General features: G+C 67.1%; 9 protein-coding genes and 2 tRNA genes. 3 read left to right on the forward strand and 8 right to left on the reverse strand.

The features are described from left to right. Positions 1-41: 41 nt before the first annotated feature. The 4 genes from VXJ37_RS19025 to VXJ37_RS19040 form a co-directional block, all read right to left on the reverse strand. Positions 42-1,202, reverse strand: a complete 1,161-nt coding sequence (locus tag VXJ37_RS19025; RefSeq protein ID WP_331324596.1) for a globin domain-containing protein — start codon at positions 1,200-1,202, stop codon at positions 42-44. A 137-nt stretch (positions 1,203-1,339) separates the two neighbouring features. Then, a complete protein-coding gene (locus VXJ37_RS19030; RefSeq protein ID WP_331324597.1) occupies positions 1,340-1,789 on the reverse strand; it encodes an RrF2 family transcriptional regulator in 450 nt (149 codons plus the stop codon). A gap of 15 nt (positions 1,790-1,804) precedes the next feature. Next, positions 1,805-2,302 carry a hypothetical protein gene (locus VXJ37_RS19035; RefSeq protein ID WP_331324598.1) on the reverse strand — a complete coding sequence of 166 codons (498 nt, stop codon included), beginning with the start codon at positions 2,300-2,302 and terminating at the stop codon, positions 1,805-1,807. A 6-nt stretch (positions 2,303-2,308) separates the two neighbouring features. Further along, a complete protein-coding gene (locus VXJ37_RS19040; RefSeq protein WP_331324599.1) occupies positions 2,309-3,727 on the reverse strand; it encodes a phosphomannomutase/phosphoglucomutase in 1,419 nt (472 codons plus the stop codon). Between the two features lie 150 nt (positions 3,728-3,877). On the opposite strand from VXJ37_RS19040, the gene VXJ37_RS19045 reads away from it, so the two are divergent. After that, entirely contained in the window at positions 3,878-6,079 is a 2,202-nt protein-coding gene (locus VXJ37_RS19045; RefSeq protein WP_331324600.1) for a RecQ family ATP-dependent DNA helicase, read from the forward strand. Here the strand turns inward: VXJ37_RS19045 and VXJ37_RS19050 are convergent. From VXJ37_RS19050 to VXJ37_RS19060, 3 genes are all read right to left on the reverse strand, one after another. Then, on the reverse strand, positions 6,003-7,529 hold the full coding sequence (locus tag VXJ37_RS19050; RefSeq protein WP_331324601.1) for an MFS transporter: 1,527 nt from the start codon (positions 7,527-7,529) through the stop codon (positions 6,003-6,005). The genes VXJ37_RS19045 and VXJ37_RS19050 overlap by 77 nt on opposite strands. A gap of 116 nt (positions 7,530-7,645) precedes the next feature. Continuing rightward, a tRNA-Ser gene (locus VXJ37_RS19055) sits at positions 7,646-7,734 on the reverse strand. Positions 7,735-7,849: 115 nt separating this feature from the next. Beyond that, positions 7,850-10,099, reverse strand: a complete 2,250-nt coding sequence (locus VXJ37_RS19060) for a prolyl oligopeptidase family serine peptidase (protein ID WP_331324602.1) — start codon at positions 10,097-10,099, stop codon at positions 7,850-7,852. An 85-nt stretch (positions 10,100-10,184) separates the two neighbouring features. Here VXJ37_RS19060 and VXJ37_RS19065 point away from each other — a divergent pair, with 85 nt between their 5' ends. Continuing rightward, positions 10,185-12,116 carry an FAD/NAD(P)-binding protein gene (locus tag VXJ37_RS19065; protein ID WP_331324603.1) on the forward strand — a complete coding sequence of 644 codons (1,932 nt, stop codon included), beginning with the start codon at positions 10,185-10,187 and terminating at the stop codon, positions 12,114-12,116. A gap of 187 nt (positions 12,117-12,303) precedes the next feature. Here VXJ37_RS19065 and VXJ37_RS19070 read toward each other — a convergent pair. Then, positions 12,304-12,391: transfer RNA gene (locus VXJ37_RS19070), tRNA-Ser, on the reverse strand. A gap of 109 nt (positions 12,392-12,500) precedes the next feature. Between VXJ37_RS19070 and VXJ37_RS19075 the strand changes: the two genes are divergently transcribed. Continuing rightward, positions 12,501-13,484: an NAD(P)H-quinone oxidoreductase gene (locus tag VXJ37_RS19075; protein ID WP_331324604.1), complete on the forward strand. Its 984-nt coding sequence runs from the start codon at positions 12,501-12,503 to the stop codon at positions 13,482-13,484. Positions 13,485-13,494 lie beyond the last annotated feature (10 nt).

Below are 13,494 nucleotides of genomic sequence, written 5' to 3' on the forward strand. Positions count from 1 at the left end.
ACGCCAGCCAGCCGCGTCACCAACCTCTCAGATCAATACAGCTAGCTGGCGAGCCAGATGTCCGGCCCGAAGACCTCGTAGTGGATCCGGGTTGCGGGGATGCCCGCGTTGATGGCTTCGTTGCGGATGTTCTTCATGAACGGCAGCGGGCCGCAGAGGTACAGGGAGGCATCCGCGGGCAGGTCCACTTCACGCAGCGTCATGAATCCCTGCTTGGCACCGTCCACCGGCTTCTCCAGCCAGAGCTGCAGTTCGGCACCGTCCAGGCGTTCGACGTCGTCCGTCATCTGGCTCCGCAGGGCCCAGCTGTCCAGGGTGCTTTCCGCGTGAAGCACCAGGACCTGGCGGTCGGAGCCCGACTCGGCGAGGGAGCGGAGGATGGAGGCGGTGGGGGTGCAGCCGATGCCGGCGGAGGCCAGGACCACGGGGCCGTCGCCCTCCTTGAGCGTGATCTCGCCATAGGGGTTGGAAATTTCGACGACGTCGCCCACCTGGACAGTGTTGTGCAGCACGGGGGAGACCTCGCCGCCGTCGTCCAGCTTGGTGGTGAAGGTGCGGCTGGTGCCCGCGTCCCCGGAAAGGGAGTACTGGCGGACCTGGCGCAGGCCGTCGGCGACCGGCACCTTCACGCTGATGTACTGGCCGGGAAGGGCCGCGGTGACGGGAGTATCGTCCGCGGGCTCCAAGGTGAAGGTCATGGACCCGGTTCCTGCAGCGGTCTTGGCGGCCACGCGCCACGGCGTCCACATCCTGTCATTTGCCTGCGCCGCGTAGAGGCCCTTCTCCAGCTTGATCAGGGCGTCTGCCATCAGCCAGTACACCTCGGTCCAGGCTTCTGCGATCTCGGGGGTGATCACCTCTGCCAGGTCTTCGGCGATTGCCCCGAACAGGTGCTCGTAGACCACCTGGTACTGCGGCTCGGTGATGCCCAGGGAGGCGTGGCGGTGTGCGATGCGGGAAAGGACCGTCTCCGGCAGGGTGCCCGGGTTGTTGACCAGGTGGGTGGCGAAGGCTGCGATGCTCCCGGCGAGGGCCTGCTGCTGGTTCCCGGAGCGCTGGTTGGAGCGGCTGAACAGGCCATCCATCAGTTCGGGGTGCGCCGCGAAAAGACGGGCATAGAAGTTCGGGGTGATGGATCCGATCCGGGAGCCGACCAGCGGCAGGGTGGCCTCGATGACGGGGCGGGACTTGTCCGAGAGCATCTGTACTCCTGAGGTTATGGCCGGGGCCTTCGTCCGGCCGGAGGAAAACTCGTATTTCAAATACAAGTATTTCTGCCTCAGTTCTACACCTTGTAGAAGTTTGAAATCAAACCGGGAGCAGGCACCCGGATTCCGGGCTAAAGCCCCGGGCGGAGGCCGATCATCTGGAAGACCGGCGCCATCTGCCGTGCCTGGGGAAGTTCCCCGATCACCACCGAATCGAGCTCGGCGTAAAAGGCCTCGCGCGCCCGGGCCAGGGCACCGCGCAGTCTGCACTCGGTGATCAGGGGGCAATTGCCGGCGGGAGACACGCAGTCGGCGGGATCGGTGCGGCTGTCGAGCTGCCGGAGGATCTGCCCCACCGTGGCGATCCGCCCGGCATGGCTGAGCCGGGAGCCGCCGGAACGGCCACGGACCACCTCGATCAGCCCCAAGCTCCGGAGTTTGGCCATGGCCTTGCTGACGTGGTTGTACGGTGTCCCCACCGAGTCTGCGATGCTCTGCGTGGTAAGCAGGGTGCCATCCGGAACAGCGGCGAGCACCATGAGTGCGCGCAGGCTCACGTCAGCGAAGGCATTGATCTTCATGGCAGCAGGTCCGGTCTAGTCCACCCAGATGACGGGCTCGCTGGCATCAGCCCCCAGCTCGCCGAATTCCCAGGACTGGGTGGTGGCGTTGGCCGAGTAGGGGAGCACCGCGGCGAAGAGGGACCCATCGCGGTGTTCCGCTGCCACGTGGATGGCGTCCGAGTCATCCTCCACCAGCAGGATGTCGCACACCACGGCGGCCGCCCGGAAATCCTCCCGGTTCTGGCGGAGGAGGGCCTGCAGGTCGCTGATCATGGCGTCGGCGTCGAAGTCCCCGTCGCTGCCCTCCCCGGCATCCGCCGGGGAAACGGCAACCAGCCGCACCTCGCCGTCGTTCTGCACGGTCAGTGCGAAGGGCAGGAAGCCACCGTTGCGCTGGAGCTGCTCCTGGGCCGCGCTGACACCCGTGCCCAGGAGGTTTTCCAGGTCAGTTGCCGTGGCTTCGGAGACGGAATCGCGCCAGCTGTCCTGGCCGCCGTTTCCGTCCGCTGCCTGACCGGTATGTCCAGCCATCCGGTGCTAGGCCCGCACCAGGGACAGGACGCGGTCGCGCACGCGTTCCATCGTTGCCCGGTCTGTGGCCTCGGCGTTGAGCCGCAGGAACGGCTCGGTGTTGGACGGGCGCAGGTTGAACCAGTAGCTGCCGTCATTGGCCGTAAACGTGCTGCCGTCCAGGGTGTCGATGGTGAGGTCCTCGTCCGCGAAGGCCTGGCGGACGCGCTCCACCGCTGCCGGCTTGTCCTCCACCTCGGAGTTGATCTCGCCGGAGCTGACGTACGGCTCGTATTCACGGGCCAGCTCGGACAGCGGACCATCCTGCTCGCCCAGCGCTGCCAGGACATGCATGGCCGCCAGCATGCCGGTGTCCGCGTTCCAGAAGTCGCGGAAGTAGAAGTGCGCGGAGTGCTCGCCGCCGAACACTGCGCCTTCCTTGGCCATGACTGCCTTGATGAAGGAGTGGCCCACGCGCGTCCGGACGGCGCGTCCGCCGTCGTGCTCCACCAACTCCGCCACGGCGCGGGAGGTGAGCAGGTTGTGGATGATCGTGGGGGTTTCTTCGCCCTGGGCCTTGGCCCGGGCGATTTCGCGGCGGGCCACCATGCCGGTGATCGCCGACGGCGACACGGGCTCGCCCTTTTCATCGATCACGAAGCAGCGGTCGGCGTCGCCGTCGAAGGCCAGGCCGATATCCGCGCCGTGTTCAATGACGGCTGCCTGCAGGTCCCGGAGGTTTTCCGGCTCCAGCGGGTTGGCGGGGTGGTTGGGGAACGATCCGTCCAGTTCGAAGTACAGCGGAACGATGTCGAAGGGCAGCTTGGGCAGCAGGGTGTCACCCAGCACGGCCGGGGTAGTCAGGCCTGCCATGCCGTTCCCTGCGTCCACCACGACCTTCAGCGGACGGGACGCGGAAAGGTCAACAAGCTTGCGGAGGTACTCGGAGTAGTCCTTGAGCACGTCCCGGACGCTGATCAGGCCCCGGGTGCCCGCCGCGGGGATGGAACCGGCGTTAAGGTACTGCTCCGCGAGGGCCTGGATCTCCTTGAGCCCGGTTTCGGAGGAGATGGGGACGGCGCCTGCCTTCGCCATCTTGATGCCGTTGTACTCGGCTGGGTTGTGGCTGGCGGTGAACGTTGCGCCCGCGCGGTTGAGGAAGCCGCAGGCAAAATACAGCTCGTCGGTGGAGATCAGGTCCAGCAGTTCCACGCTGGCCCCCCGTGCTGCCGCCCCGTTGGCGAACGCCTTGGAGAACTCGGGGGAGGAGGGACGCATGTCGCCGCCCACCACGATGGTCTGGCCTTCGAGCTGCAGGACATCCACGAACGCGGCCCCCACGGCTTCGACGATTTCGGCGGTGATCGACTCGCCCACAATCCCACGCACGTCGTAGGCCTTGAAGGATGCCGAGAGATCAAATGTCGTTGTCTGTTCGCTAGTCACGGGCTTTATCTTACGTGTGCGGCGCATGTGGCCAAGGGGGCTTTATGGGAACTTGCGTAACAGCACGGCTTTGTGCCCCCTGTTGGGGCTGTTTCCACATAACAGCCCTGCTCTGTCCAGGCTGTCGGAGGGTGCTGGGATACTGAATCAATGGCCAATAACCAGTACGCTTCCACAGTTTCCACCGCAGATGCAGACCGCGGAGGTCCGGACGCTCCGGGGACCGCAACCCACGCCGAGGCCCTGGACGTCCTGCGCGGCCTGGTGGGGAACGCCGCTGCCGTGTTCCACGACGGGCAGTTTGAAGCCATCGAGGCGCTGGTCGACGGCGGCCGGCGGGCTTTGGTGGTCCAGCGAACCGGCTGGGGCAAGTCTGCTGTGTATTTTGTGGCCTCCCTGCTGCTGCGGCGCCGGGGAGCGGGCCCTACGCTGATCGTTTCGCCCCTCCTGGCTTTGATGCGGGACCAGGTGGCCGCCGCCGCGCGTGCCGGGGTACGCGCGGTCGCCATCAACTCCGCCAACCAGCTGGAGTGGGACACGGTCCGTGAGCAGTTGGCAGCCGATGAGGTTGACGTCCTCCTGGTCTCCCCGGAGCGGTTGACCAATCCGGCGTTCCGGGAAACCCAGCTGCCCGAACTCCTGCGGCGTACCGGGCTGCTGGTTATTGACGAGGCCCACTGCATTTCGGACTGGGGCCATGACTTCCGTCCCGATTACCGCCGCATCGCAGACCTCATCACCCGTTTGCCGGACTCGGTACCGGTCCTGGCCACCACCGCCACCGCCAACTCACGGGTGGTGCACGATATCGAGGAGCAGCTCGGCGCCGGAGTCCTGACCATCCGTGGTTCCCTGGGCCGGGACTCGCTGCGACTGGGAGTCCTGTCGCTGCCCGATTCCAAAGCCCGGCTGGGCTGGCTGCTGACGCACCTGGCCGATCTTCCCGGCAGCGGCATCATTTACACCCTGACCGTTTCCGCGGCGGAGGACACCGCCCGGCTGCTGTCCGAAGCAGGACACAACGTGCTTGCCTACACGGGGCGGACCGATCCGGCGGACCGGGAGCGGGCAGAGCAGCTGCTGAAGGACAACCAGGTCAAGGCGCTGGTGGCCACGTCGGCGCTCGGCATGGGCTTTGACAAGCCCGATCTTGGCTTCGTCGTCCACCTGGGGGCACCGTCCTCCCCGGTGGCGTACTACCAGCAGGTGGGCCGTGCCGGCCGTGGCGCTGCCAACGCGGACGTCCTGCTGCTGCCCGGGTCCGAAGACCGCGACATCTGGCAGTATTTCGCCACTGCGTCCATGCCCTCAGAGGAGAAGGCAGCGGCCGTGCTGACGGCATTGGCCGAAGCCGGAACGGCGTTGTCCACGGTTGCGCTGGAGGCGAGGGTTGACCTTCGACGCACGCCGCTCGAGCTGCTGTTGAAGGTGTTGTCAGTCGACGGCGCCGTGGAACGGGTTGGCGGGGGATGGCGGTCCACCGGCCACCCGTGGGTGTATGACGCCGAGCGCTACAGCCGTATCGCGGAAGCCCGGGTGGATGAGCAGGACTCGATGGTGATCTACCAGGACACGGCAGGCTGCCGGATGGAGTACATCACCTCGGTGCTGGATGATGAGACAGCCCGTCCCTGCGGGCGGTGCGACAACTGTGCGGGCCGGTGGTTCCCGGTGGACGTGGCAGCCGGCGCCACGGAGGCGGCCGGACAGACGCTGAGCCGGGCGGGCGGCGTCCTGGAACCGCGGCTGCAGTGGCCCAGCGGCATGGACCGCCTGGGAGTGCCGGTGAAGGGGAAACTCAAGCCGGGCGAAGGCGTCTCGGAGGGCCGTGTCCTGGCCCGCCTCACGGACCTTGGCTGGGGCGGAGCCCTGCGGGAGCTGTTCGCCGCCGGTGCGGAGGACCGGCCGGTGGACCCTGGAATGCTGCAGGCCTGTGTGCAGGTCCTGCGTGAATGGGGCGCCGGCGACAGCCGTAATCCGGGGTGGAGCGGTGCGGGCAGGCCGGCCGCCATTGTGAACATCCCCTCCCGCAGCAAGCCGCAGTTGGTCGGGTCGCTCGCCAGGGGGATCTCCGAGATCGGACGCATCCCCTACCTGGGAGAGCTGCAGTTGGCCCACGGCGGCCCCACAGGAAGCCTCGGAGGTAACAGCGCATACCGGCTGGCCGGCGTTTGGGACCGGCTGGTGGTGGGGCCGGAGCTCGAAGCCGCGCTCCAGTCAGTTCAGGGCCAGAGCGTGATGCTGATCGATGACCTGACGGACAGCAGGTGGACGGTTACCGTCGCCGGGCGCGCCCTTCGTCAGGCCGGGGCGGGAGCGGTGCTTCCCCTGGTTCTGGCTCAGGCGGGCTGACGGCGGCCTTGGCTGGTTGATCCTGCCTGTGACCCCGCTGGCTCACTGCTGCCCCCGCATGCCGGGGGAGCAGCAGGCTGTCCGCCGTGCTGGCGAGCATCAGGACAGCCATTGCCATGAAGGCGCCGCGGAAGGGCCCGGCCGGGTCGTTGAGCACCACGTCCTGCGCACCGAAGATCCGGATCAGCAGTGCTGCGATGGCGATGCCCGAACCCGTGCCGAGCTGCACCATCGTGGCGGAGACAGTGTTGGCGGACGTGAGCTGCGCCGGTGGGATGTCCGCGTACTGAACCGAGGCGTATGCCGAAAAGCCGATGGAGCGGAACGCGCCGCTGCACACCAGCAGCACGAACATCAGGGCTTCCGGGGTCTCCGGCGTCAGGAGGGCGAACAGGGCGAAGGTGGTGGCTGATGCCAGCGAGGCGAACACCAGCACCGCCTTGAAGCCGAACTTCCTGATCAACGGGGTGGTGGCCGGCTTTATGCCGATGTTGCCCACGAACACCGCCGCCACCATGGCGCCGGCCTGCAGGGGCGACCATCCGAATCCCGTCTGGAACATGAGCGGCAGCAGGAACGGCACCGAACTGATGGTTACCCGGTACACGAATCCGCCGGTGGCCATGGCCCGGAACGTCCGTGTGCGGAAGACCTGCAGGTTGAACAGGGGATGGGGAGCCCGGCGCATCCAGGCCACCGCGCCTATCAGGGCCGCAACCCCTGCCACGGCACTGATTCCGGCCCAGGGCAGCTCCGGGTGGCTGCTCGCCAGTTCCAGTCCTGTTACCAGCGCACCCACACCCACGGTGGTCAGCACCGTCCCGGGCCAGTCGAGGCGGCGCCGGGGATCCCCGGCTGCGACCGGAACCAGGCGCAGGGCGGCGATGAACGCGGCCGCGCCGAGGGGAATGTTGACCAGGAAGATCCAGTGCCATGACAGGTAGGTGGTCAGTGCCCCGCCCACCAGCGGTGCAAGGACAGGCGCGAGGAGCCCGGGCCACACGAGGAAGGCGGTGGCCCGCAACAGTTCGGACTTCGGAGTGCCGCGCAGGACCACCAGGGTTCCCACCGGGACCATCATTGCCCCGCCGGCGCCCTGGGCTATCCGGCTCAGGGTAAGGGTGGCCAGATCCTGGCTGAGGGCACAGGCAAGCGAGGCGAGGGTGAATACTGCGATAGCTGAGCAGAAGATGCGCCGGGCGCCGAACCGTTCCGCCAGCCAGCCACTGATGGGAATTCCCACGGCCACCGTCAGCAGGTAGGCCGTCATGGTGATGTTGACGTCGGCGGCAGGGATGGCGAAGTTGGCCGCGATGCTGGGAATGGCAGTAGTCAGGACCGTGCCGTCCAGGAATTCCATGAAGAACGTGGCCGCCACCAGCAGCGCCAGGCGCGGGTTCCAGCCCGAACGCGTGCTGTCCGGTTGGTGTGGGTGGGTGCGTGCCGCCATGGGGTAATCCTGCCACCGCGGCACCGGGGGCGCCCGCCGCGTCCGTTGGTCGGACAGCGCGTTCCATATGTCTGCCGAAACGCAAAAAGCCCCGGTCCGAAGACCGGGGCCAAACGCGGAGACGGGGGGATTTGAACCCCCGGTCGAGTTTAACCCCGACCCTTCATTAGCAGTGAAGTCCATTCGGCCGCTCTGGCACGTCTCCAATTGCTATTCCTAGCCCACCAAGGATACGCAGATCCGGCCACGCAGTGCAAAACCGTCCCCGCCAAGGGCGTCAGGCCCAACGACAGAGAGCCGCGCAGGGGTTTCCATAGGATTCAGCCGGCAAGTGCCTTCCACAGGAAGTGCTGGCTCCGGGCCTGCAGCGCGGCCGCCTGCCGGTTGTCGGAGGCGCCGGCGTGGCCGCCTTCCAGGGCTTCGTGGAACCAGACATTGGGAATGCCCATGGCCAGCATCCGGGCGGCCATCTTACGGGCCTGGACGGGGCCCACCCGGTCGTCCGAGGTCGCGGTCCAGATAAACGTTTCGGGGTACTCCACGGCGTCCTTGAGCAGGTGATAGGGCGAGAAGGTCCTGATGTACTCCCACTGCTCGGGCACGTCCGGATCCCCGTACTCGGCAATCCAGGAGTGCCCGGCGGAGAGCTTGGTGTACCGGCGCATGTCCAGCAGGGGCACTCCGCAGGAGACGGCACGGAACAGTTCCGGGTAGCGGGTGAGCATGTTCCCCACCAGGAGGCCACCGTTCGAGCCGCCCACGCAGCCCAGCCGCCGCGGCGAGGTAACGCCGCGCGAGATCAGGTCACGGGCCACTGCTGCAAAGTCCTCGTAGGCACGGTGCCGGTTTTCCTTCAGCGCCGCCCGGTGCCAGCCCGGTCCGTATTCGCCGCCGCCGCGGATGTTCGCCACCACGTATACCCCGCCGCGCGAGTGCGGAGCCTTCCCGTCGCTTCCGTCGGAGAGGGCGGTCCGCCGCTCCAGCCATGCCCGGCCCACCGTGCCGCTGTAGGCCGGGGTCCGGGACACTTCGAACCCGCCGTAGCCGGAGAGCTGGGTGGGGTTTTGCCCGTCCAGCGGCAGGCCGCGCGGAGCGATCTGGAAGTAGGGGACCCGGGTGCCGTCGTCGGACACGGCGAAGTGCTGTTCCACCTCGTAGTCACCGTCGGCAAAGAACGACGGCGAGGCCTTCACCGACGCATGCCGGCTCACCACGCCGGATGTCCCGGCACCCTCCGGGCCGCGTTCCAGCGTGCCGCGCATCAGGGTGGTGGGTGTGGTGAAGCCGGTGGCGACGAGCCAGAAGTCGTCCCCGGCGCCGCCATTGGCGGGTTCTTCGTCCTCGTCGTCCACCGCGTACGCGTTCACGTCATGCAGCGGCGGGCAGGCATCCAGGACCGTGGCCGCCCAGCCGCCGTCACCGTTGCCGGTGGGACGGGACGGGTCCAGCACCCGGATTTCGGATGAGATGTCCTTGAGCAGGTTGAGCAGCAGGAAGTTCCGCGTCCAGCTCCAGGACTGCAGGGAGGTGTGGGCGTCGGGAGTGAACAGGACGGTCAGCTTCCGGCTGCCGGCGAGGTAGTCCTCGAAATTGGCGGCAACCAGCGATCCCGAGGGGTAGGTGGTGCCGTCCAGCACCCAGTCCTGCTGCGGACGGAAGAGCAGCCATTCCCGGTGCGCGCTCACGTTGACGTCGGTGGGGGCGTCAATGGACACCCAGGATCCGTCCCGCAGCACGAAGTTGGTGCGGTTGAAGAAGTCGATGTAATCCACGGCGAAGGTCCGCTCAAAGCCGGGGGTGGAGTCGTGCGCGGCCACGGCCATCATGTGGTCTTCGGGCACCTCGAAAAGGCGGGGTGCTGTGGCCAGGGATTCGCCGCGCTTGAGTGTTACCGCCGTGCGGGCGTAGGAGGATGCTGTCTTGGGCAGGCCGTCCGCCGTGGAAGCCACCAGCAGCGTGTCTGCATCCAGCCAGGACACGTTGCCCTTCGCCGTTGGCAGGTCGAACCCGCTCTGGGCGGGATCGACAAAGCCGCGTGCCTCGACGTCGAACTCCCGGTAGCGGTTGGCGTCGCCGCCGTCGGGGGAAAGTGCGAGCAGCGCCAGCCGGTAGGGCTCGCCGGCCGCCGGGCGCAGGAACGTTGCACCGTGGAATACCCACTCTTCGCCTTCGGCGCGGGACAGCCGGTCCACATCCAGCAGGACGTCCCATTCCGGGGAATCAGTACAGTAGCTCTCCCACGTGGTGCGCCGCCAGAGGCCTTTAGGGTTCTGCTGGTCGCGCCAGAAGTTGTAGTACCAGTCCCCACGCTTGCCCACCATGGCGATCCGTTCGGTGGAGTCGAGGACTTCCAGGATGCTGGCCTCCAGCCCGGCGTAGTCTGCGTCCTCCAAAAGGTCCTCGGTACGGGAGTTCTGCTCCCTCACCCAGGCCAGCTGTTCCTCGCCGTAGATGTCCTCCAGCCACACATTTTCGTCGACGGGCTCCGGCGCCTTGTCCAGGGAGGCGGTGCCGGCGGTGTCCCGGCCGGAACCGGGAACGGACGCTTGATCAGCTGCTGTGGTGGTCATGCGCCCCATCCAAACAACTGGGCCACACGCTGGCAAGTCAAGCGTTCCGGAGCGCAACCCCGTTCCAGCCCGTACGCTGGATGCCGTGGAAAAATCGCAGAGCATCCGGGCTGTCATCATCGGCGGCGGCCCCCGTGGCACCAGCGTGCTGGAGCGGCTGCTCGCCCACGCCGCTGCCGCGGGACGCTCCGTGCGGCTCCACATCGACGTCGTGGATCCCTATCCTGCAGGTCCCGGGCATGTATGGCAGCCGGACCAGTCCCGGTTGTTCCTCATGAACACCCAGTCCTTTTATCCCACACTGATTCCCCAGGACCCGTCACTTCCCGCGCCGGTTGCCGGCACCACGTTCGACCAGTGGCGCCTGAAGCAGCGTCGGGACCCGTTGCCCGCGCTCAGCACCGGGGAACTGGCGGAACTGGCGGTCCTGGAGGCCACTGATTTCCCCAGCCGCGCCCTCTACGGACGCTACCTGCGCAGCACCCTTGACGAACTGCTGGGCAAGGCGCCCGGCGGCGTCACAGTCGACTTCCACGAAACGTCGGCACTGTCCGTGCGCCCGGCTGCGAGCGGAGGATTCGACGTCGGCCTGGCCACCGGAGCAGCCATCCGCGCCAACTCCGTGGTGCTGGCACTGGGACACATTCCATCCCGGCTCAACCCGGAGCAGCGCGGACTCCAAGCCTCAGCCGCCCAGCTGGGGCTGCAGTACCTTCCCCCTGCCGTGCCAGCGGACGTCGACTGGTCCCGCATCCCGGCCGGCGAACCGGTCCTGGTCCGCGGGATGGGACTGAACTTCTTCGACACCATGGGCCAGCTCACCGAAGGCCGCGGGGGAAAATTCGTGTCCAACGGCAGGCGGGTCGAATACGAGCCCTCCGGCCAGGAACCGTTGATCATCGCAGCATCCCGGCGCGGAATGCCGTACCGGGCGAAGGCGGCACTCAACGGCTACTACGCCTCGTCCATCACCCTGCGCTACCTCACCGAGGGGGCCATCGAGCGGCTGGCCAAAACCGGGATCCGCCCGTCCTTCGACCATGATCTCTGGCCGCTGCTGCACCGGGACGCCCTGTGGGCCTATTACTCCACACTGGTGCGCTCGCAGCCCGGCGCCGTGGCTGACGCTGCGGCATTCCTTGCAGCGCTGGAGGAAGCACTCCAGCCGCACGCGCACAGCTCCGTTAACTGGGAAGACAGCGTGGAAAGCGTCCTGGCCATCCACGTTGGCCCCCGCCACCGGCTTGACCTGCCTGGACTGGCGGCTCCGCTGGCGGGCCGGTCCTTCGCCTCCCGCCGCGAGCACGATGCCGCCGTGGTGGAGTTCCTGCTTGACGATGCACGCCGCTCCGCCCTGGGGGAGGACGATCCCGTCAAGATGGCCATCGCGGCGCTGCACCACGGGCGCGCCGTCCTCAAGACAGCAGTGGCCGACGGCGGCATCACCGATGAGTCGTGGGTCGCCGGGCTGCGTGGCTGGTTCGAGTCCTTTGTGGAGGGCCTGGCCAGCGGACCCCCGGCGCTGCGGTCCGAACAACTCGCCGCACTGGCACGGGCCGGGGTGGTGAGTTTCGTGGGGCCGGACCCGAAGTTTGGGGTGGACCGTAAAACGGGGGTATTCACCGCTTCTTCCCCGTGGGTCGCGGGCCCGCCGGCGTCCGCCCGCGCCATGGTGGAAGCACTGGCACCAGGCAACCGGGTCTCGGCCAATGACTCGCCGGTACTGGCGCAGCTGCTGTCCGACGGGTTGGTGCGGCCCAAGCTCATGATGACCCCCGAAGGTGCCCCCGTCGAGTCGACCGGCCTGGACGTAGAACCCCACCCCTACCGTCCGGTGGCCGCCAACGGCTCCGTTACCGAAGGCCTCTTTGTGCTGGGGCTGCAGTTGTCTTCCGCCCAATGGGGAACTGCGATCGCTGCTGAGGCGGTCCAGGACGGAAGCCCCGCTTACCGCAGCGGCCAGCGCACGTTGCGTGATGCCGACGAGATCGCCGCCGCCATCCTGAACAGGTCTTAACGAAAGATGCGCCATCACTTTTGGTCCCTAAACCGGCGGAATAAGAACCAAAAGTGATGGCGCATCCGGTGTTTTAGCCTCGCAGGCAGGACTGATAGGCAGCCATGGCCTGGCCGCAACACGGCGGCCGGAGAGCTTAAAGCAAAAAACCCCTGGCGGCCGGTGCCGGCTGCCAGGGGTTCCCTTGCGGAAGGTAAGAGATTCGAACTCTTGGTACGGGGTTACCGCACACTGGTTTTCAAGACCAGCTCCTTCGGCCGCTCGGACAACCTTCCTCAGCTAGTAGTGTTTCATAGGCACTTGCCTGCAACAAAACAGGACCAGGGACGGTGCCCGGTGCACACTGGTTGCAGCCAGGATTTGAATCACGAACGGGAGAAGTCCATGAAAGCCGTCTACATATCGGAACCGGGCGGCCCGGAAGTGCTGGAGGTCCGGGACGTGGATGCTCCGGTGCCCGGCCAGGGCGAAGTGCTGATCGATGTGGTGGCGGCCGGCCTGAACCGGGCCGATGTCCAGCAGCGCCGCGGCTTCTATCCACCGCCGCCCGGCGCGTCGGAGGTCCCTGGGCTGGAAGTGTCCGGCCGGATAGCGGGTTTCGGCCCGGGCGTCAGCAAGCCTTTCTCCCTGGGGGACAAGGTAGTCGCCCTGCTGGCCGGCGGCGGGTATGCGACGCAGGTGGCGGTGCCTGCCGAGCAGGTGTTGCGGGTGCCTGAAGGAGTGGACCTTGTCACCGCGGCGTCCCTCCCTGAGGTGGCTGCCACCGTGTACTCGAACCTCATCATGACCGCGCAGCTTCAGCCTGGCGAGACGGTCCTGATCCATGGGGCCACCGGAGGCATCGGCACCATGGCCATCCAGCTCGCCAAGGCGTTCGGCGCCAAGGTGGCAACGACTGCCGGCACTGAAGAGAAGGTCAGCACCGCCAAGGCCTTCCTCGGCGCGGACATCGCCATCAATTACAAGGATGAGGACTTCCCGGAGAGCCTCCGGCGCCAGAACGGTGGGAAGGGGGCGGATGTGATCCTGGACGTGGTCGGTGCCAAGTATCTTGCCCAAAACATCGACGCCCTGGCTGATTACGGACGCCTCGTGGTGATTGGACTGCAGGGCGGCGCCAAGGGGGAGTTGGACCTGGGGCTGCTGCTGAAGAAGCGCGCTGCCGTGGTGGCCACAGCCCTGCGGCCCCGGCCCGTGGCGGAAAAGGGTGCCATCATGGCCGCTGTCCGGGACGCCGTCTGGCCGTTGGTCGCCGACGGCAGGATCCGGCCGCTGGTGGCCAAGACCTTCCCATTGGACCAGGTGGCGGCAGCCCACCGCTACTTCGACTCCGGCGACCATGTGGGCAAGGTCCTTCTGGTCATGTGACCAGCCCGAA

This window comes from Pseudarthrobacter phenanthrenivorans (assembly GCF_036455295.1).
Classification (GTDB): Bacteria; Actinomycetota; Actinomycetes; order Actinomycetales; family Micrococcaceae; genus Arthrobacter; species Arthrobacter phenanthrenivorans_C.

What these genes read in the sequence shown, in the direction of transcription:
- VXJ37_RS19025 (WP_331324596.1), bottom strand. Translation starts at nt 1,202, where the DNA reads ATGCTCTCGGACAAGTCCCGCCCCGTCATCGAGGCCACCCTGCCGCTG.
- VXJ37_RS19030 (WP_331324597.1), bottom strand. Translation starts at nt 1,789, where the DNA reads ATGAAGATCAATGCCTTCGCTGACGTGAGCCTGCGCGCACTCATGGTG.
- VXJ37_RS19035 (WP_331324598.1), bottom strand. Translation starts at nt 2,302, where the DNA reads ATGGCTGGACATACCGGTCAGGCAGCGGACGGAAACGGCGGCCAGGAC.
- VXJ37_RS19045 (WP_331324600.1), top strand. Translation starts at nt 3,878, where the DNA reads ATGGCCAATAACCAGTACGCTTCCACAGTTTCCACCGCAGATGCAGAC.
- VXJ37_RS19050 (WP_331324601.1), bottom strand. Translation starts at nt 7,529, where the DNA reads ATGGCGGCACGCACCCACCCACACCAACCGGACAGCACGCGTTCGGGC.
- VXJ37_RS19060 (WP_331324602.1), bottom strand. Translation starts at nt 10,099, where the DNA reads ATGACCACCACAGCAGCTGATCAAGCGTCCGTTCCCGGTTCCGGCCGG.
- VXJ37_RS19075 (WP_331324604.1), top strand. Translation starts at nt 12,501, where the DNA reads ATGAAAGCCGTCTACATATCGGAACCGGGCGGCCCGGAAGTGCTGGAG.